Annotated in this window: 16 protein-coding genes and 1 pseudogene; 4 read left to right on the top strand and 13 right to left on the bottom strand. The window is 68.3% G+C overall.

What is annotated here, in order from left to right; genetic code table 11:
• Positions 1–150: 150 nt before the first annotated feature.
• A complete protein-coding gene (locus tag J3486_RS24380; protein ID WP_229378516.1) occupies positions 151–1,269 on the bottom strand; it encodes a LysR family transcriptional regulator in 1,119 nt (372 codons plus the stop codon).
• Between the two features lie 520 nt (positions 1,270–1,789).
• On the bottom strand, positions 1,790–3,718 hold the full coding sequence (locus J3486_RS24385) for a BTAD domain-containing putative transcriptional regulator (protein ID WP_229378517.1): 1,929 nt from the start codon (positions 3,716–3,718) through the stop codon (positions 1,790–1,792).
• Between the two features lie 261 nt (positions 3,719–3,979).
• On the opposite strand from J3486_RS24385, the pseudogene J3486_RS44305 reads away from it, so the two are divergent.
• The 3 genes and pseudogenes from J3486_RS44305 to J3486_RS24395 form a co-directional block, all read left to right on the top strand.
• Positions 3,980–4,241: pseudogene (locus tag J3486_RS44305) on the top strand (IS5/IS1182 family transposase); the annotation flags it as partial.
• A 376-nt stretch (positions 4,242–4,617) separates the two neighbouring features.
• On the top strand, positions 4,618–6,000 hold the full coding sequence (locus tag J3486_RS24390) for an NAD(P)/FAD-dependent oxidoreductase (RefSeq protein ID WP_207823727.1): 1,383 nt from the start codon (positions 4,618–4,620) through the stop codon (positions 5,998–6,000).
• A 475-nt stretch (positions 6,001–6,475) separates the two neighbouring features.
• Positions 6,476–8,182, top strand: coding sequence for an NAD-dependent malic enzyme (locus J3486_RS24395; RefSeq protein WP_207824092.1), 1,707 nt, complete (start codon positions 6,476–6,478; stop codon positions 8,180–8,182).
• A gap of 303 nt (positions 8,183–8,485) precedes the next feature.
• Here the strand turns inward: J3486_RS24395 and J3486_RS44995 are convergent, their stop codons facing one another.
• Entirely contained in the window at positions 8,486–11,206 is a 2,721-nt protein-coding gene (locus J3486_RS44995; protein WP_207823730.1) for an AAA family ATPase, read from the bottom strand.
• 53 nt (positions 11,207–11,259) lie between these two features.
• Between J3486_RS44995 and J3486_RS24405 the strand changes: the two genes are divergently transcribed.
• Positions 11,260–11,709, top strand: coding sequence for a helix-turn-helix domain-containing protein (locus tag J3486_RS24405; RefSeq protein ID WP_207823732.1), 450 nt, complete (start codon positions 11,260–11,262; stop codon positions 11,707–11,709).
• A gap of 154 nt (positions 11,710–11,863) precedes the next feature.
• Here the strand turns inward: J3486_RS24405 and J3486_RS24410 are convergent, their stop codons facing one another.
• From J3486_RS24410 to J3486_RS24450, 10 genes are all read right to left on the bottom strand, one after another.
• A complete protein-coding gene (locus J3486_RS24410) occupies positions 11,864–12,352 on the bottom strand; it encodes a hypothetical protein (protein WP_207823733.1) in 489 nt (162 codons plus the stop codon).
• Between the two features lie 207 nt (positions 12,353–12,559).
• Positions 12,560–12,958 carry an MFS transporter gene (locus tag J3486_RS24415; RefSeq protein ID WP_207824093.1) on the bottom strand — a complete coding sequence of 133 codons (399 nt, stop codon included), beginning with the start codon at positions 12,956–12,958 and terminating at the stop codon, positions 12,560–12,562.
• Positions 12,955–13,410: a helix-turn-helix domain-containing protein gene (locus J3486_RS24420; protein ID WP_207824094.1), complete on the bottom strand. Its 456-nt coding sequence runs from the start codon at positions 13,408–13,410 to the stop codon at positions 12,955–12,957. The genes J3486_RS24415 and J3486_RS24420 overlap by 4 nt, the downstream gene beginning before the upstream one ends.
• A 432-nt stretch (positions 13,411–13,842) precedes the next feature.
• On the bottom strand, positions 13,843–14,058 hold the full coding sequence (locus J3486_RS24425) for a hypothetical protein (protein ID WP_207823735.1): 216 nt from the start codon (positions 14,056–14,058) through the stop codon (positions 13,843–13,845).
• Positions 14,022–14,396: a DDE-type integrase/transposase/recombinase gene (locus tag J3486_RS45255; protein ID WP_374194764.1), complete on the bottom strand. Its 375-nt coding sequence runs from the start codon at positions 14,394–14,396 to the stop codon at positions 14,022–14,024. The genes J3486_RS24425 and J3486_RS45255 overlap by 37 nt, the downstream gene beginning before the upstream one ends.
• Before the next feature lie 187 nt (positions 14,397–14,583).
• Positions 14,584–15,495, bottom strand: coding sequence for an alpha/beta hydrolase (locus J3486_RS24430; protein ID WP_207823737.1), 912 nt, complete (start codon positions 15,493–15,495; stop codon positions 14,584–14,586).
• Between the two features lie 175 nt (positions 15,496–15,670).
• Entirely contained in the window at positions 15,671–16,501 is an 831-nt protein-coding gene (locus tag J3486_RS24435; RefSeq protein WP_207823739.1) for an enoyl-CoA hydratase/isomerase family protein, read from the bottom strand.
• A 274-nt stretch (positions 16,502–16,775) separates the two neighbouring features.
• Positions 16,776–17,906, bottom strand: a complete 1,131-nt coding sequence (locus J3486_RS24440; RefSeq protein WP_207823741.1) for a HoxN/HupN/NixA family nickel/cobalt transporter — start codon at positions 17,904–17,906, stop codon at positions 16,776–16,778.
• Positions 17,893–18,336 carry a hypothetical protein gene (locus tag J3486_RS24445; protein WP_229378518.1) on the bottom strand — a complete coding sequence of 148 codons (444 nt, stop codon included), beginning with the start codon at positions 18,334–18,336 and terminating at the stop codon, positions 17,893–17,895. Before J3486_RS24445 ends, J3486_RS24440 begins: the two co-directional genes overlap by 14 nt.
• Positions 18,337–18,340: 4 nt before the next feature.
• Positions 18,341–19,219: an MIP/aquaporin family protein gene (locus tag J3486_RS24450; protein WP_207823743.1), complete on the bottom strand. Its 879-nt coding sequence runs from the start codon at positions 19,217–19,219 to the stop codon at positions 18,341–18,343.
• Positions 19,220–19,232: the final 13 nt, after the last annotated feature.

Below are 19,232 nucleotides of genomic sequence, written 5' to 3' on the forward strand. Positions count from 1 at the left end.
GGCGGCAGGGGAGATCACCGTCGGCCGGTGGGCCCCGGCCCCCGGCGCCTCCCAACTCGACCTCGTGCAAGGCTCGACACCACGGGCCGGAATCGCCGAAGACGGCACCTGCAGCGCCGACGAGGTGCGCAGCGCCTGCCACTGCCCCCACTACATTCCTGACGCACCGTCACAAATAGTCTGCCCGGGCCGGTGCGACAACGGGCAGCATCCTTCGGCTCGTTGACACGTACTCCGCAAGTGCGGCCGCGCAAATCGCTGCCCGGAACGCACACGCACATGACGAGGCGGGTGACCGCTCACCCGCCCTCCCGCCGAACACCGGGCCCGGCCACTCCGGAAAGCCGCCACATCGTCATGCGCATCGGCCAGATAGCGAGCCGCGTCCCGGCAGGCCGTGAGAAGGTCCGTCACGGCCCGCGAATCCTCGTCACGCCGTCGGACAATGCTCATTGTGCCGAACAGCCGCTGCAGCGGCACCAGCGTCACGCCGGGATGACCGGTGAACCGGAACGATCCTGGTACGGCGGAGACCCCCAAGCCGCTCGCCACCAGGTCGGGCACCGCCGTGGGCGCTGTGGGCACCGGAGTGAGCTCCACATCCTCGGCCGCCGCGGCGGCGTCCAGCTGTGCCCAGCAGTGGCTGCGCTCGCTCACCGGAAACAGAACGGACTGGGCCTCCAGCGCACCGATCGACAGCATCTCCGCACCGGCGAGCGGATGTGACCGCGGCAGGAGCGCACTGATGTGCTCCACGACCAAGGCCTCGGCGACCAGTTCGTCCGCGACGGGCGCGTGCCAGGTGAGGACGGCGTCGACACGTCCGGCGATGAGTGCGGCGGCCTGCTGGCCATCCCGTAAGTCCACGGTTGACAACCGCACCCGCCCGTGGTCGGAGCGCAGCCGGCGCACCGTCTCCGCAAGCAGGCCACGCGGCGAAATGGGCATGGGGGCCGAGACGGTCAGCACATCGCTTCCGGACCCGGTCAGGGGCCTGACGGCGCGGGCGATGCGCCGGTTGTGCTCCAGCGCGCGTTCCGCCTCCGGCACTATCGTCCGCCCTGCTTCGGTGAGTTCGGCACCCCGCGGTGTGCGAACAAGCAGTTCTACTCCGAGGAGCCGTTCCAGCTGACGCACCTGCCTGCTCAGCGCGGGCTGGGCGATACCCAGGCCGACTGCGGCGCGTCCGAAGTGGCCTTCCCTGGCCACTGCCAGCAAGGCCCGCAGAAGTCTGGGGTCGATGTCCGCTTCGGCACCGCCCGGGAACATGTCCCCATCGTACGTTTTCACGCTGAGTCACCTTTCCAGATCTTCCGCACCGCCGGGGAGACATGCCGTCCTGGCATCGGCCGATGCCGGATCCGTCTTGGACGCCGTCACACAGCCTCTGATCCAATAGGGGTTCCTGCCCCTCCCCCGGCCCTCACCAACGAGGGCCCCCTGCGGGACGGCTCACGCCAGGCGTGATCCCCCGCACGCCCATGGCCATCTGTCGTTGCTGAGCCAGCGTGCGTGAGCCGTCCTTTCCCCTGACCACATGTCATACCTCCCCGAAACGCCTTGGATCGCTTCGCCGAGCTCGACCGTAGAAGACGATCAGGTGTGAGCGGTCGCCGTAGGGCGTGAGACACATCGCTCAACACAGCGAGCAGCAGACCGACGGTCTCGTCCAGTACTGCACGTGTGTCGGTGATCTGTGCTCCGGCTTCTGTGGTGTTTCGAGCGACGTGATCGTGGCAGCTGTCGGCGGCCGCCCCTTCTTGAGAGCGACGGCCCGGGACCGCGGCAGTCAGGCCGCATACCTCGCGGAGTGTCGGTCGTACCCCTGAGGGCGTTGCAGGGCAACCCGTCGGCCCGTCTCACTCCAGCCGTCGAGTTCGGCAGCGTATGCCAGTATCAGGCTGTGAGTGCCGTATCGGTCGCGCTCTCGGGCGTCCAGCAGACGGGCGCCGACCAGTTCCCCGGCCGCCGTGGCTGCGGCCTCCCACGAAATGCCGGCGAGACTGGCCAGTACCGCCGCGGTGATGTCGGCGGTCCCGTGCAGGGGAAGCAGGCAGAAGACCCTTTTGGCCTCGGCGCTGATCCTCCGGCAGGACCAGGAGAAGGCGCTGCGTAGATCGTTGGTCCCATCGAAGTCGTCGAAGCCGTCGAGGCTCCCCTGGGCTGCGGCCAGTTCGGCTGCCAGCCGGCTCAGTGACTGCTCAGGACGGCTCACTGCTCGCGCGGCCACGACGGCCAGGGCGAGCGGCAGCCGACCACACCACGTCACGATCTCTTCGACGGTCGCCGCGTCGGCATCGAGGTGCGTCGAACCGACACGCCGGAGGAAACACTCCGTCGCCGCGGCCATCGAAGGCAGGTCGAGGCTGAGGAGCCTCGCTCCGTGGGCGGCCGCAAGCCCCAACAGCCGACTCCGGCTGGTCACCACGACCATGCACTCAGTGACTCCGGGCAACAGGGGTCGTACCTGGTTCACGTCGGATACGTTGTCGAGCACTACAAGCACCCGACGACCGGACAGGGCGCTGCGGAAGAGCGCGGACCTGGCCTCGGGCGACGCGGGGATCTCGTTCCGGTCGACTCCCAGGGCTCCCAAGAACCCGTACAGAACGTCTTCAGGAGCCATGGGCTGCGTGGCCGAAGAGAAACCGCCCAGGTCCATGTAGAGCTGGCCGTCGGGGAACTCCTTTGCGGCCCGGTGGGCGAAGTGGACGGCCAGTGCGGTCTTGCCGACGCCGGGGATGCCGTCGATCGCCAGGATGCGCGAGCCCTCACCGGCCCGGTGCATGGCGTCCCATGCCTGTTCAAGTGCTTGTTCACGTCCAGTGAAGCACGGCAGATCCGGAGGTAGTTGAGCAGGAACGATCCACGGGGCTCCATGCGGCGCACGCGGCACCGGTCCCGACGATATGGCGGACACCGCCGCCCGAGATACCGGACTGCCACGCAGAACGCGCTCCTGAGCGGCACGCAGTTCTGAACCGGGCTCGACACCCAGTTCGTCCACCAGCCTGGTGCGGACGTCTCGGAACCGCATGATCGCCTCGGCCTGTTTGCCGTCCGCGGCCAGCACCAGCCCCAGGGATGCCTGCAGTGCCTCGTCGAGCGGACAGCGATCGGCAGCCTGCCGTATGAACGGCAGGACGGCACCTGCCCGGCCGCAGCCGAGAGCCGCAGTGGCCGCCTCGGAAACGACCGCAAGGTATTCGCGATCCAGCGTGGTGAAGACCGGGTGTATCGCCACCACGGCCCCCAGATCCTCCGCACAGCGTCCCTGCCACAGGCCCAATGCCTCCAGGTAACGGTCGACCGCTGTCGACAGGTCACCGCCGGCAGCCGCGGCGCGGGCCTGTCCGACGAGATCACGAAAGCTCAACAGATCGAGTCGGCCGACATCGACGCGCAGCAGATAGCGCCCCGCTTCGCGGACGAGCCACCGGCCCGACGACCTGGCAGGCAAACCTGGTTCCAGGAGTCGGCGTACAGCGCCCACATAACGGTGGATCGAGTTCACCGCGCTGGCCGGCGGGTCGCCTTCCCAGAGAAGGTCGACAAGTTCCTTCACGGAAACGGGCCGCCCGGCAGCGGCCAGCAGGGCAGCGAGGAGCATTCGCTGCTGGCGGGGGCCTAGTTGGAGTTCCTCCTCGGCCCGCCAGGCACGCACCGGACCCAGCAATGAGAAGCGTACGGCCTTCTCCGGCTCAGGCTCCTCACCCATGCGCCTGCTGGGTATCGCGAGCATCGCAGCGTCTCCAATCTCTTTCGGGACGGTGGCGAAACAGCGGAGCCGCCACCCGAACTCACGGCCACCTGAGAAGCCCGCCGAGCACAACCGCCCACGACGCTGAGGGCGGGCCACCACGGACACCGGCACCGAGCCCGCCAGGGCCGGTGCGCCACCGGCCGGAATCGCTCGGCGTCCGCTACCAGAAGGCTAGGTTGGGCCAGGAAAACGGGCATCGGACAGATGACTAAGCCGAACACAGCTGATGAGATGCTCTACGCCACGATCACCTACATGCTGGCCAGCGAAATGCACCTGGCGCGTCTTGCCGCCGTGTTTCGGGATCTCGAAGCCGATCACCCATCGGCCGTTCCTGATCTGGTCCAGTGCAGGCGCCTGGGGCGGAATGCACGAGGCCGTGCTGCACCACCGTGACGATGCCGGCCTCATCGACCTCAGCCGATTCGTGTTCGACACCGCCCACATCCGCGCTCGAAGAGGGGCGAACGGACATCACATGCGACGCACGCTTGAGGTGCAGCAGGTAGGTGATCGAGCAAACTTTGTCCTGGCTGACCGGCCAGGCCACCACCGCCTCAGCCCCGCTACACATGCCAAACCTCCCGCACCGGATGACCGATGTACCGCCGGACGAGATGCCGGTATGTACGCCTTAACTTGCGTCGCCAGCGGATCCGACTGCTGCGTGATTCCGCCTGCCACGATCGCCTGCGCGCGGCAGCTCGCTGCCAGCCGCGCACGTATGTGTGAGGACACCATGCAATGGTTTAGTCATTCGACTGATGCGCATAACCGCCCCGACGGTGACGCTGGAAGAACCAGCGGTCCTGTGTATCGGCCGCATGTTCACCAGCCCAGGAGGAGCCGACGCTATGAGCGTTGCGAAGGAATCAGACGTCGACCTGCTGGTGGTGGGTGGCGGAAAGGCCGGCAAGACACTCGCGATGGACGTCGCACGAGCCGGCGGCCGGGTGGTCATGGTGGAGCGGAGCATGATCGGCGGCACGTGTATCAACGTGGCCTGCATTCCCACCAAGACATTGGTGACCAGTGCCCGTCTGGCACGCAGGGCCGCCGGCGCCGACGCGCTCGGGCTGCAACTGGGTACTCCTGTCGTCGACCTGGAGTTGTTGCGCACCCACAAGGAGGGTGTCGTTTCCGACATGGTCCAGCTCAACCACCAGCAGTTTCTGGACAGCGGCATGGACTTCGTCCTGGGGACGGCGCGCTTCGTGGCGGAGCGGACGGTGGAGATTGACGTCACGGACGGTAGCCGCCGAGTCGTACGCGGTGCCGACGTGGTCATCAACACCGGGACGGCGCCGCGTATCGCGGCGATTCCCGGGCTCGCCGAGGCGAAGCCGCTGACCAGCGAGAGCATCATGGACCTGCGTCGCATTCCGGAGCGGCTCATCGTTCTCGGTGGCGGTTACGTGGGGCTGGAGTTCGCCCACATGTTCGCTGCTTTCGGCAGCCAGGTAACGGTCCTGGAGCGCGGTACGCGCCTGCTGCCGCGCGAGGACCGGGACATCGCCACGGCTCTGGCGGCCTACCTCCAGGAGGACGGCGTCGAGCTGATCACCAATGCGGCGGTGGAGAAGGTCCTCCGGGAGGGGGACGCCGTGCGCGTGCACCTGCGGGACGGCCGGGTTTTGAGCGCCGACGACATCCTGGCGGCGACCGGCCGGACGCCGGCCACCCATGGTCTCGGTCTGGAAGCCGCGGGTGTGCGCACCGACGACCGGGGCTTCGTACGCGTCGATGACAGGCTGGCGACCGATGCTCCGCACACCTGGGCCGTGGGCGATGTCGCCGGCAGCCCCCAGTTCACCCATGTGTCCCTGGACGACTACCGCATCGTCAAGGCCAACATCAACGGCGGCAACCGCAGTACAGCCGGCAGGCTGGTTCCTTGGAACCTGTTCACCGACCCGGAACTGGCCCGCGTCGGCCTCACCGAGGAGGAGGCACGCGCCGAGGGCCGCGCTATCAGGGTGGCGAAGCTGCCGGTCAAGGCGATTCCACGGGCGAGGACGCTGCGCGATACCCGGGGCCTGTGGAAGGCGGTGGTCGACCGGGACAGCGAACAGATTCTCGGAGTGGCCCTGCTCGGGCCCGACTCGGCGGAAGTGCTGTCCGTGGTGCAGACGGCCATGTGGGCCCAGATGCCCTTCACGCGGCTGCGCGATGGAATGATCGCCCATCCGACCATGGCGGAGGGCCTCAACGCCCTGTTCACCTCCTGGACGGACTGATCGATCCTGCGGACACCTGAACCTGGTCCGTGTCAGTCGTCGATACTGTCGGGCGAACCTGCATGACCACATGCGTTTTCACAGGTCAACCGTATGAGTCGAGGAGAACTCGACACAGACGACGCGGTCATCACTACAGGCGATCGCCCAGGGCAGCCCCTCAGGGCGCAGCTTCGTCGCTTCGCCGAAGGGCGAGGACGGCGCGTTAGAGAAAGCACGCCCCACGAGGCAGGCCCGGGTTTGCTCGCCGCGGCCACCCGGGCGACCGCCCCGACAGCGACCGGCCAACACAATTCCAGCCGGGCGGCCCCACTCTCCCCCGACAGCCGCCTACACCCACCGCCACGCTCCGGAGACCCGTGCCTTCACCGCAGGGCCTCCTCACCATCGCCAACCAGGCACCGGACGCATGACCGCGTCCCGGCGGAGGCCTGTTGGCAATTCCCTTGCACTGCGACCCAGTGGAGTCAATGCCATGCCGAACCAACTGCCCCCCTCGTCTCGCGCTCTCAAGATCACCGCCCGCGGCCGAGCCGTCCTGGCCGACCCCCGCCTCAACCGCGGCACCGCCTTCACTCAGGCCCAGCGACGCGAACTGGATCTGGTGGGGTTGATACCGCCCCAAGTACTGACACTGGATCAGCAGGCTGAGCGCGCCTACGAGCAATACAGCGCACAGCCGACGGACCTGGCCAAAAACGTCTACCTGACCGCACTGCACGACCGCAACGAGGTGCTGTTCTACCGGCTCATCGGCGACCACCTGGCTCAGATGCTGCCGATCGTCTACACACCCACGGTCGGCACCGCCATCGAGCGCTACAGCTTCGAGTACCGCCGCCCGCACGGCATCTACCTCTCCGCCGACGCGCCTCAGGACATCGAGCGCTCCCTGCGGGCCTCGGGTCTGGGTCCCGACGATGTCGATCTGATCGTGGCGACCGACGGAGAGGCCGTCCTCGGCATCGGTGACTGGGGAGTGGGCGGCATCGACATCGCGGTCGGCAAACTCGCCGTCTACACGGCCGCCGCCGGCATCGACCCGCAGCGCACGCTCGCCGTGATGCTGGACTCAGGCACCAACCGCCCCGAGTTGCTGGGCAACCCGCTCTACCTCGGCACCCGCCGCGCGCGCGTCGACCAGGCGACCTACGACGCCTTCATCGACGCCTACGTCACCACGGCCACCACCCTCTTCCCGAAGGCACTGCTGCACTGGGAGGACTTCGGCCAGGCCAACGCCCGCCGCGTCCTGGAGCGTTACCGGAAAAAGGCGTTCACTTTCAATGACGACATCCAAGGCACCGGCGCCGTGAACCTCGCCGCCGTCCTGGCGGCCGTCCGGACCGCAGATCTGCCGCTGGCGGAACACCGCATCGTCATTTTCGGCGCCGGCAGTGCGGGAATCGGCATCGCCGACCAGCTCCGGGACGCCCTCGTCACCCAGGGACTGACTCCTGACCAGGCCATCTCCCGCATCTGGGCCATTGGCCGGTACGGCCTGCTCACCGAGAACCAGCAGAGCCTGCACGACTTCCAACTGCGCTACGCCCGCCGAACGGCCGAGGTCGACGGCTGGTCGCGGGATGCCGACACCGGCGGCATCCCGCTGAACGAGGTGGTCTCCCAGGTGCAGCCCACCATCCTGATCGGCACCTCCGGTCAGGGCGGCGCCTTCACCGAGGCCATCGTCCGCACCATGGCCGCCCATGCCGAGCGGCCGATCATCCTGCCCATGTCCAACCCCACCCGCCTGGCCGAAGCCACCCCGACCGACCTCCTCACCTGGACCGATGGGCGGGCTCTGATCGCCACCGGTAGCCCCTTCGGCCCGGTCGAGCACGCGGGTGTCACCCATGAGATCGGCCAGGCCAACAACGCGCTGGTCTTCCCTGGTCTGGCACTTGGAGCCCTGGTGGCCGCAGCGGACCGCATCACCGACGCCATGCTCACCGCGGCAGCGCACGCCGTCGCCGGCCAGACCGACACCACCACCGCAGGAGCGCCGATCCTGCCGCCGGTCAGCCGGCTCCGCACCACGTCGGTCGCCGTGGCTGTCGCTGTCGCCGAGGCCGCCGCAACCGACGGCGTCGCCCACGCCCGGGTCGGCAAGGACATCGAGGACCGCGTCCGCGCAGCAATGTGGCAACCGGTCTACCCCCCGGTCAAAGCCGCCTGGTAAACCTCGGCAAGCCCGCAGGCGAAACTCTGTTCAATCATCCGTCGGCACGAGACTTTCTCGATCACAAGGACCTCGCGCGGCGGAGTAGCAGCCCTGGCCCAGGCCCTCCGGAAACAGCCGTCCTTGCGTCGCACGACTCCGACGGCGATTCTCCTCGCGGACCCCGCTGGCGGGCCGCGGCCATGGGTTCGGCGTTGCATGCAACAGGCCGACCTGCCTACGCGAGCCCCGCCGGGTCCGGACGACACATGTATCATGGCAACGTGTCACCGCGCAAGGCCCCCGCCGAACCCCGCGCCGTGGTCAGGAGTGCGCGGCTTCGCCCAGAGCCATGGGGAGCTGGCGGCGGCTTTTGATCGCCAGCTTGGGAAACACCTTGTACAGGTGAGTGGCCACAGTGCGGTGTGAGAGGTAGATCCGGTCGGCGATCTCTCGGTTGCTCAGTCCTGCCGCTGCCAGTTGGGCGATCTGCAGTTCCTGCGGAGTCAACGCGGCTACGGGCCCGAGCTGGGTTCGGCCGGGCAACGTGACCCCAGCGGCCCGGAGTTCGGCTGTGGCGCGGTTGGTGAATGCAGTCGCGCCGGCCGCGTCGAAAGCGGTCAGCGCGGTCGTCAGATGCGTACGCGCATCCACGATCCGGCGGTGTCGGCGCAGCCATTCACCGTAGAGCAGATGGGTACGAGCCAGTTCCAACTCCGCGTCGAGCCCCTCGCTCTCCTTCAGCGCGGCCTGGAAGCGGTCCTCGGTTTCGTCGTCGGTCCGTGCCAGCAAGGCATGCGCCCGGTGCACGAGCAGGTTGTCCAGCGGGGTGTCGAGCCTTCGGACTTGTTCTTCGATATCGGCCAGGACCGGCCGGGCCAGGTCGTGCTGATCACAGCCTGCCGCCGCCTCGGCCAGATCTGCGACGGCCCAACGTCTGCTGGTCCGGTGCAATGACATCCGCAGCAGGTGGGGCAGGGCCTCGGCATAGTTGGCCGCGCACAGAGCCGCCATGCCGGCAGCCCAGTGCGCGTCGTCATTCCACACAATCAGGGGATCCGCCGCCAACAACTCGCGGCACCGGTCGAGGGCCTGCCGCGCACGCTCCTCATGCCCCTGCCACACCAGAGCGCGGGCCAGGTACGCTGCCGCTGACGCCGCCGTCATCGGCAGGGCCATGTCCTCGGCCATACGCTGCGCGTTCTGCGCCGTGATCACCGCGGCCTGCAGATTGCCCTGCTGGAGCAGCAGCTGAGCTGAACCGCGCAACCCTTCACATTCATCAGCTGCTGAGCTCCGCCGCTGGGACTGGTTCTGCACATAGGTCCAGCAGCGCAGCGCGCCGACCCGGTCGGAGACCGCCTCGGCGGCGAACCCGAGAGCCATGATCGGCAGAGGCTTGTCACCGAACCGGTCGAAGACCGCAGGCAGCCGTTGTTGCAGGCGCAATCCGTCACCGACATCGTCGACCAGAGCCATGGCGACGTCGATCAGTGGGTCGTCGTGGGTGTCACCAAGGCTGTGGATGGCTGACACGAGGGCCTGCCGTGGCGCTTCGCGCAGGCCGTGCATGCGGCATTCGATGGCGGCTGCCCACAGCAACTCCCGTTGCCTGGGATCCCCTGCGGCGGATTCGCCTGCCAGGGCTACCAGTTCAGTGGCTGACTCTCCGGGCAGGGACGCCGTGACAGCGAGTACGAACCGGGTGATCGCCAATGACTGCCTGTCGGAGAGAGCCCGGGCAAGGGGTTCCGCTTCCTTCAGGATGCTGATGGCGACAGTCGTCAGTCCGGCTCCGCGCGCGATGTCCGCGGCCGCGGTCAGCCGTCGTAGGCGGTCCTCCGGAACCGGTGAGAGCGTCGCCGCTCGCCGCAGCGCCGCGGCGGACTCGGCGCCCGCGCCGCGCGCCTGGGTCCGTTCAGCAGCGCGTTCCAGGTCGGCCGCCACACGTTCGTCGGGCCCGAGTGTCGCCTCGGCTCGATGCCAGGCCGCCCGTGTCGGGTCGGTGGTGGCATTTGCCAGAGCGCGGTGCACGCGCGCGCGGTCCGACAGCAGGGCAGCGCCGTATACCGTGGAACGGATCAGTGGATGGCGTACGTGCAGCTGGCCGCTGCCCGCGGTGACCAGGCTCGCCCGCTGTAGCGGTGCCAGCTCCTGCATGAAGTCCAGCCCGATATCCTGGGCAGCCGCATGGATCTCGGCCATCGGCCCGTGGGCGGCCGCGATCAGCAACAGGAGCAGACGAGGGCCTTCGGACAGCACTTCGAGCTGGGCCAGGAAAGCGTGTTCGACACGCTGGCTGGTGGGCAGAGGCTCGCCCGAGAACGTCGCTGTGTCGTCGGGGCGTTCCGCTAGGCCGGCACTCAGTTCGATGACCGCCAACGGGTTGCCGTTGGCTTGTTCGAGCACACGCTGTTGCAGGTAAGCGTCGACTTCGCCGGGCGATTGACCCAGCGTGTGCTCCAGGAGTTCCTGCGCATCTCCGTGCTGCAGTGGCCCCAGAGGCAGTCGACGCGTTCCCTCCAAGAACACTGCCGAGCCGCCGAGGCCCGACCGCTCGGCGCACAACAGCATCAACGGCGCGTTGGTCAGCCGACGCGCGACGAAGGCCAGGACGTCCAAAGAGGTCTGGTCGAGCCATTGCACGTCGTCTACGACGAGCAGCAGGCGCTGCTGGGCCGCGGCCTCCTCCAGCAGGCCGAGCACCGCGAGGCTGACCAGCAAACGATCCGGGGCGGGACCGTCCTCCAGACCGAACGAGGTCATGAGCGCGCTGTGCTGGCGACGCGGCAGTGTGGCGGCCTGACCGAGGAGCGGGTGGATGAGTTCATGGATTCCGGCGAATCCGACCTCGGTCTGGCTCTGCAGGCCGGAGCAACTGAGCAGGCGGTAGCCCTCGGCAGCTGCCTGTTCGGCGACAGATGCCAGGAGCGTGGACTTACCGATGCCCGCCTCGCCTTCGATCACCAGTGCCGTGCCCACGCTGGTGATCGACGCGAGTGCGTCGACAATGGCAGTAAGTTCCGCTGATCGACCAAGAATCACCCTTTCACGCTAGCACGCTGGGTTGGTTTTACCGTCTCAGCTATCTTCGATGGATGCGCATCGACCGATGGAACGACGACGCCTGTCCGATCGCACGCGCCATGTCGGTGCTGGGACAGCGGTGGGCCGTACTGATCATCCGCGAGGCCATGCTCGGCCGATCCCGTTTCTCGGAGTTCCGGGAGCAGTTAGGCGTGGCTTCCGATGTCCTGAGTGACCGACTGTCGCAGCTGGTGGCGGTCGGCATTCTCGAGGACGTCGAGTATCAGCGGCCGGGCGACCGCACACGCAGGCGGTACACGCTGACCGACGTCGGACGCGACCTCGCGCCCGTGCTGGGGGCGATGGGGAAATGGGGCCGCGTCCACTTGGCCCGCCCGTACTCCAGTGCCTACCACTTCGTCGACACCGCCACCGGTGAACCCGTAAGTGTCAGCTTCTGCCGTCAGGACGGAACCCGCGTCCGCCCGGCCGACGTCACCCTTCTGCCTGGTGAGCAGTGACCACTTTGCCTGAAACCTTGCATGCCACTGGCGGGGCGGTACGGCGATGGGGCACAGGCGGTTGACGGCAGCGGCTCATGTGAGGCGGGCCATGCCGCCCCGCCCGTCCGTCGCCAGGGAGTCGCACCGACGTCGGCCACCTGGGGGGCCAGGATCAGTGCCTGGTGCCGGCTGTTTGAACGAGGGCAGGGGGCGTCGCCGTGGGGGCGGCCGCTGCCCTCGTGCGGCGCAGCGCCGAGACGCCGAGGGGGATGGAAAGCAGCGCGAGCGCGGTGACGACCGCGACGTAGCCGAGCGCGGCGTCCCGCAGTCCAGCCCGGGGAATGATGAGGCCGGCGATGATGGCCGGGACGCTGTTGGCCAGGTAGCAAACGACGTACACCGCAGAGAAAAGCTGGGCCCGCTTCTCGTGCACGGCGGTGTGGGCAAGCATCCGGAATCCACCGAAGAAGGCCGTTCCGAATCCGAAGCCGGCGACGAGGGTACCGACCGGCAGCAGGGCCGTGGACGGCAGCAGGAGCGCCGGGAGGGTCACGAGCGTGCCGATGACCAGGGACACGGACCCGAGCAGCATCATCGGCAGCGGGCCCATGCCACGCGGCACGACGCAGGCGAGGGCGGCGGCGCCGGGGAGCCGGGCCACCACGAGTCAGGCGACGAGATGGGTTGTCGGTGTGGAGGATCCCGACGGTCAGCGACGACCCCCGCGAGAAGTACAGCCCGCCGATCGCCCAACCGGCCACGAAAGGCGGCAGCGCGATCAGGAACGCCTTGCGGTCGGCGTGGGGAACGGACACCCGCGGTTGCAGAGAGGCCGGCGCACCGGGCCGCAGCGGCGACGTTTCGGGAATCAGCAGCGAGGTACACCGCCGGCCAGGGCGCAGACGGCCAGGCCGCCCGTGGTGCCGGCGCTGTTCAGCAGTGGGCCGAGCTTGGAGCCGGGATGCTGCAGGTCGATCGTCCCCGCGCTGATGGCGCCAGTCGCTGCGCCGGTCGCCAGCCCCTGGATGATCCGGCCGGCAACCAGCTGGCCGACCCCGTCGGCGGTCAGCACCACGGCCATCGCGACCGCTTCGCCGAGAAGGGCGACCACGAGGACGGGGCGGCGGCCCAGATGGTCGGAGAGCCCGCCGACGACGAGGAGCGAGACGAGCAGCGCCAGGGCGTAGACGGCGAACACCACGGTCAGGGCGGTCTCCGCCAGCCCCCAGCGCCCCTCAGCTTGCGCGGGCGGCGTGGGTGCGATCAGGCCGTACCTGAGATGGACCGGACCTCGACCTCGTCCACGGAGAGGGAGCGCCCGTCATGGGCGCGCATCTCCAGCTCGGCGACCGGCTCGCCGTCACGGACGTCGACCAGGCGCAGCCGCTCCTCGTCATCGTCGAAGAGATGGGCCTCACCCCACTGCCGCAGCGCCACCAGAACGACCCGCAGGGCTCTGCCCTTCTCCGTCAGGCGGTACTGGTGATAGGGGCTTCCGTCAGCGGCCGGCTCGGTCACCAGAACTCCGGTTTCCACCAGCTTGGCCAGCCGCGCGCTCAAGATGTTGCGGGCGCAGCCCAGGCTCCGCTGGAAGTCGCTGAACCGATTGATCCCGTTCAGGGCGTCCCGGACGATCAACAGTGACCACCAGTCGCCCACCTCGCCGAGAGATCGGGCGACCGGACACGCCGCATCACCGAGATTCGTCTTCCGCATCAGCACATTTCTCCCTCGCCTTGAAGGTTTCAATTTTAAACCAGTCATGGCGGGCCTACGGCCCCGTCACGAGGACCCCTACCTGGCAGTGGCGCCTCCCCTGGCCGCCGGTTTCGAGTCACCTGGCTGACCAGAAGATGCCGGCGACGTGGAGTCCGGCCACATAGATGCGGGCGGACTCCGCGTAACGGGTGGCGATGCCGATGCTCTGGAGTTGACCACGAGGTGCTCGTCGACCAGGCGCACGAACGGCATATGGGCATGCCCGCAGACCACCGTCCGTACGTCATCGGGAAGGCCGGAGATGATCTCGGCCCAGCCGTCCAGGTGCGTGTCAGCACCCTTTCGTCGGCGTGACGCAGATTGCCGTGACAGAACATGACCTTGCCGAATCCGTCGACATCCACAGTGAACCGCTCCGGGATCGGTGGAGCCCTATGCGGTGACTCCAGCCGCCGGCAAGGGCTGATGCTGAGCGTAGTGGTGGGTCTCGAGCTCGTGAGGTGGGACGGTCTCCGGTGGCGGTGTGGAGCGCTGGTTGTTGAAACGGTCGACCCGTTCCGCGGTGCCGATTTCGGCGTCGTCGAGGCCGCGCCAGGGCCCGCGCGGCTTGATCAGCTCGGTTTCGTGGGGTTCGATCTGGGATTCCATGAGCGCGTTGTTACGGGGGCGTCCCCGACGGTGCCGAGCAAGGCATCGATACCCGCATTGAGAAGGTACGTGGTGAACGCGAAAGGCGTGTACCGGCTCCAGGCACCCGAATGATGAACGAGTGCCGGCCCAGCGGGAGTTCCGGCGCGGCCTCGGCGCCACACGGCCACGTCGAGGGCGAGCTTGGCCCACTTGCTCGTGGCGGCGGACCAGCCCACGATCGCCCAGGAGAACACGTCCACCACAAACGCGACGTGGATAATCCCGGACCAGGTGGCGACACAGGTGAAGTCGGCAACCCATCTGTCGTTCGGCCGGGACGCCGTGAAGACACGCAACAGCAGGGCCCCTCGGCTGTGGCCGAGGGGCCCGGGCGCGGGCCCCGGTCCTGTTGACGGTGCGCGGATGACCGGAACCGGTGTGACAGCCGGCTCGTGCGAGGGCAGGCTCCTACCTGACTGGCAGGCAGTGCGTCCCGTTGTTCACCCGCTGCCGCTGCTCCTGGTTCCTAAGGCAAGGTCGGCCCTACTCCTGGCCGCCGGCCTTGAGGTGGGTGTCGAACCAGTCGATGGCGACCGAGGACGACAGCTCGAACTGCTGGACGTACGGGGAGAAATGGTCGCCGTCCATGAGGACGAGCTTCTTCGGCTCACGGGCGCGCTCGAAGCCGTCGAGGGCGATGTCGGTCGGGGCGACGTCGTCGTCCGTGGCCACGAGCATCAGCAGCGGGGTGGGGCCGATCCGGGAGATCCACTGGCCGGGCTCGTAGGCGCGGGCACGGCGGTTGGACTGGATGGTGACCTCGTTGGTCCACTTGTCCTCGGGCGCCCAGTTCAAGTAGAAGTCGATCGCGCTCTGCTGACGGTAGGCAGCCTGGTTCTCGGGGTCGGGGTCGACGAACGGCCGGTAGACAGGCGGCTTGCCGGCCAGTTGGTCGCGCTCGTCCTGGTTGAACCGCTCTTCCAGGGCACGGACCTCGTGGGGCGGGACGCGGCGCAGGCCGGTCTCGTAACCGCTGACGGTGGGAACCTGGGCGTAGACGGCCTTGATGCGGCGGTCGGTGGCGGCGAGTACCAGGGTGTGACCGCCCGCGTAGCTGGAGCCCCAGATGCCGATGCGCTCTTCGTCGACCTCCTCGCGGGTGCCGAGGTAGGTGATCACCCAGCGCCAGTCGGCTATCTGCTGGTAGGGGTCGATGTCCTGGCGGGGAGTGCCGTCGCTGTCGCCGAAGTTGCGGTGGTCGTGCAGGAGGACTGCGTAACCGGCCTCACTGAGGCGGCGGGCGATGTGCTCGATGCCGTGGTAGCGGGTGGCGCCGAAGCCGTGGGCCATGGTGATGGCCGGCAGAGGCCGTTCGGCGTGGTCGGGAAGGAACAGCCAGGCGGCCAGCTCGATGCCGTCGGGCAGGGGGATGCGGACGTCGATGCGCTGGGTCATAGTGATCACCTTTCATATGGCTGGGCGGTTGACCGTTGTCGTGTCACGTCGGGAAGTGAGCGATGGCTCGGGGGCTCCCAGGACCCGCAGAGCGGACGCGGAGCACAGCAACGGGAGGAGCAGAGGGCTTCCCACGGTGTTGTGTCCGCAGGGCGCTGTGCGAAGAGCGGGCTATTCAGGGCTGGTCGGGGGTGATGGAGGCCATCACTTCGCCCAGTTCCCACTCGGTCGCGCCGCGGGTCTGCAGTCCCTCCTTGAGCAGCCATGCCGCGCGCGGGGCGACCGATCCCTCGCGCACGAGGTGCTGGAAAACGACGGCCGCGGCGCGGATCTCATCGTCGGACGGCGCGTTGACGCGGGTGACCGCCGTCTTGGTTACCGCGACAGCGTCCGCCGGGAAGCCGGCGACGCGGCGGGCGAAGCGTGCGACGAAAGCGTCGAGTTCGTCGTCGGGTACGGCACGGTTGATCCAGCCGTATCGCTCGGCAACATCGGCGGTGAAGTCGTCGGCGCCCAGAAGGACTTCCAAGGCGCGGCCGGATCCCAGCAGTCGTGCCAGGCGTTCGACGGCGCCCGCGCCGGGCGGGGCACCGAAGCCCACTTCGGGCTGACCGAGGACTGCGTTCTCCCGCGCGGCGAAGCGCACGTCGCAGGCAAGCAGGAACTCGCTGCCCGCGCCACGGGCCCGGCCGCGCAGCTTACCGACGGTGACGACCGGCAGTCGGCTCAGGCGCTGGTAGAGCATGCCGAGCGAGGCGTCGCCCGGGCCGCCCGCCTTGGCGGCTTCGGCGGTGTACTCGGGGATCTTGGTCATGTCCACGTGCGGGATGAAGAAGTCCGGGTCGGCGCTGTCGAACACCACCACTTGGTACGGGGTGGGCTTGCTCAGGTAGCCGATGAGGCGGACCAGGTCACGGACGAGCTCCGGTCCGATGAGGTTGAGGGGCGGGGCGTCGAACGTCGCGTTCAGGACGCCACCGTCGGCACGCAGGCGAATGGTATCCATCCGCGGCAGGGCATCGTTTGACATTTCAATTCCTTCCTCGGCGGGCCCTGATGGGCGCCGCCGACACCATGATGTCCACGCGTGGTTTAAAAATGCAACCACAGTGCGACGTGGGGTGCGGTTCTTTTGAAGTGGCAGTCACGATCAAGCACTGAGGCGGTGTAGCCGCAGGTCAGCGCAGGAGGAGAGGTGTGGGTATTCGCGAGCCGTATGGATGATCCAGTAGCCCACGAAGTCGTCGTTGGTGATCAGCGCCAGGCGGCTTGCCCGCGCGTCACACATCAGGGTCGGCGGACGCGGCTACGGTCCCGCCTGCCTTGACGGTTGTCAGGATGCCTGCCGGACTCGTGCGGCCCGGCGGACGGGCGACGGTCTTCCAGTGGAGGAAGGAGGCGAGCCAGGCGGCGAGGAAGAGCCCGCCGATGAGGTAGCCGACGGTGTTGAGGTCGATGTCGACCAGCCAGGGCAGTGCCCTGCCCAGTGCCGGCACACTGCCGCTCAACAGGGCCACGAGGTTCACAGCCGCGACCAACAGGGCCGCGGCCGCCGAGAGGCCGGTGGTGGTGAGGTTGTAGTGGATGCGCCGCAAAGGGTGGACGAAGGCCCATCGGTACGCGGCCGACATGAAGGCTCCATCGAGGGTGTCGAACAACGTCATCCCACAGGTGAAGAGCAGTGGAAGCAGCATCAGGGCGTACCACGGGACGCCGGTCGAGGCACCCGCGCCGGACAGGACGAGCAGGGACACCTCGGTGGCCGTGTCGAAGCCGAGGCCGAAGAGGAGGCCGAGCGGAAACATGTGCCAGGGGCGCGTCGTCGACGAGGTCAGGCGGCGCAGCAGTCGGGAGAGCAGTCCCCGGTCGCCCAGGACCTGGTCCAGTCGCTCCTCGTCGTGGACACCACGGCGGGCGGACCGGTACAGGACCGCGATGCGGCGCAGAGCCACCAGGTTGAGGACGCCGAGCAGCAACAGAAACGCCGTGGAAACGGATGTACCGAGCACCGCCAGGATGCGGTGGGCGGAGGAGGAGTCGTCGGTGAGCCGGGACGCCAGGCGCGCGCCAAGGGCGGTGAGCAGGCTCAGCAGCACGACGACCGAAGAGTGCCCCAGAGCGAACCAGAAGCCGAGGTGAGCCGACGGCCGTCCTTCGGCCATGAACCGTCGGGTGGTGTTGTCGATGGCGGCGATGTGGTCGGCATCGAAGGCGTGCCGGACGCCGAGCATGTACGCCGTGAGACCGAGGCCGGTACCGAAGACTTGGGTGCCGACCGAGAAGTGGCGTCCAGACACCGCGCCTGCCAGCAGGATGAAGGAGCCGATGGTGACAGCAACGACGGCCGAGAGCAGCAGGACCGTGCGCCGGTTGGCCCGGAAAAATCCGCCAGTTGCTTCAGTCCGTGACATGGGGTCCCCACGGCTGCACCTGGATCGAGTAGGACGCCCCCAGTCGCTTGGCGCGGAATCCCAGTGCCCGCACGGTGTCCAGCAGCGCACAGGACATGAGGCCCTCGACCTCGGTAACACCCGGGTCCAATGGGCTGTACGCGGATGCGTGCGGGGCCCAGCTGAGCAGGAGAGAGCCAGGCCCGTAATGGTCCGGGCACGAGCGGATCTCCACTCCACCCGTCGGCGGCTCCCCGGAGGCGGGGCCGGCCTGGAGGCCGAAGCCCGCCCGCAGCAGGGCGTGAACGAGTTCGGGCGCCAGTTCCACGTCGTGCAGGCCCAGGGTGCTGATGACTGAGCGTGCCGTGCGGCGCAGGTTCTCGTCGGCATGGTCCGCCGGGTCCGCCGGAGCGGATGCGGGCAGCACGATGTCGTTGAAGGTGCGAGACATAAGATCACCGGGAGGAAGAGGGAGGGCGGGGTTGCCGCGGAAGCGGCGCGAGCAGGTGGTAGCGGTGGCTGTCGTACGTGCAGCAGACCCTGTGGGTCCAGGCGCGGCGGACGCCCAGGAGAGCCAGCGCGCCGGCGGCCACCACGGCCGCGGCGAGGGGTGCCAGCATGTAGGCCCAGAACAGGTGGTACTCGCCCGAGACGACATGGGGGCCGAAGTTGCGGGCCGGGTTGAAGCTGGCTCCGGTCCGAGAGCCGGTGGACGTGATCAGTGTCGCGATGACGAGAGCCAGCACCCACGGTGTCGACCGCGGTCGGGGGCGGCTCGTCATGACGGCCAGGACCCCCAACAGGGCGGCAGTGCTGAGCAGTTCACCGATGACGACCACACCAGGACGGTCCCAGCCGAGGCCGGGCTGGATCAGTCCGTCGTTCACCGCGGTGACCCGCTCGCCCCACAGGGTCCGGGCGAGCAGGACCCCGAGAACGGACCCAGCCAGCTGAAAGACGGTGTAGGCGATGAGGTCGGTGACGCTCAGCACTCCTCGAAGGGTCATGAAGAGGCTGACCGCCGGGTTGAGGTGAGCCCCGGACTCCTTGCCGGGCGGGGTGAGGGAGAACACCGCCACGGCGCCGCCGACCGAGGCGCCCACGACGGCCAGGCGCGCGGTCAGCGGCCAGGCCGACAAGTAGCCGCCGTCGGCCCGCATGGTGAAGGAGACCGCGGTGAGTGCGGCCAGGACGAGCCAGGCCGATCCCAGCGCTTCCGCGAGGTAGGAGGACAGCGGCCGGCCGCGGACCACCCACCGCGCGATCGCCGCGGGCGGCTCGGGCCGTTCGGCGGCGCGCGCGGTGGGCGGGCCGGGAGTGTCCGCCGCGGACATGTCCGGCCGTCGG

Source organism: Streptomyces sp. VRA16 Mangrove soil (assembly GCF_017377775.1).
Classification (GTDB): Bacteria; Actinomycetota; Actinomycetes; order Streptomycetales; family Streptomycetaceae; genus Streptomyces.

Bases quoted from the DNA above. Each gene is read 5' to 3' on its own strand.
- J3486_RS24380 (WP_229378516.1), bottom strand. From the start codon at position 1,269: ATGTTCCCGGGCGGTGCCGAAGCGGACATCGACCCCAGACTTCTGCGG.
- J3486_RS24385 (WP_229378517.1), bottom strand. From the start codon at position 3,718: ATGGGTGAGGAGCCTGAGCCGGAGAAGGCCGTACGCTTCTCATTGCTG.
- J3486_RS24390 (WP_207823727.1), top strand. From the start codon at position 4,618: ATGAGCGTTGCGAAGGAATCAGACGTCGACCTGCTGGTGGTGGGTGGC.
- J3486_RS24395 (WP_207824092.1), top strand. From the start codon at position 6,476: ATGCCGAACCAACTGCCCCCCTCGTCTCGCGCTCTCAAGATCACCGCC.
- J3486_RS24405 (WP_207823732.1), top strand. From the start codon at position 11,260: ATGCGCATCGACCGATGGAACGACGACGCCTGTCCGATCGCACGCGCC.
- J3486_RS24425 (WP_207823735.1), bottom strand. From the start codon at position 14,058: ATGGAATCCCAGATCGAACCCCACGAAACCGAGCTGATCAAGCCGCGC.
- J3486_RS24430 (WP_207823737.1), bottom strand. From the start codon at position 15,495: ATGACCCAGCGCATCGACGTCCGCATCCCCCTGCCCGACGGCATCGAG.
- J3486_RS24435 (WP_207823739.1), bottom strand. From the start codon at position 16,501: ATGGATACCATTCGCCTGCGTGCCGACGGTGGCGTCCTGAACGCGACG.
- J3486_RS24440 (WP_207823741.1), bottom strand. From the start codon at position 17,906: ATGTCACGGACTGAAGCAACTGGCGGATTTTTCCGGGCCAACCGGCGC.
- J3486_RS24445 (WP_229378518.1), bottom strand. From the start codon at position 18,336: ATGTCTCGCACCTTCAACGACATCGTGCTGCCCGCATCCGCTCCGGCG.
- J3486_RS24450 (WP_207823743.1), bottom strand. From the start codon at position 19,219: ATGTCCGCGGCGGACACTCCCGGCCCGCCCACCGCGCGCGCCGCCGAA.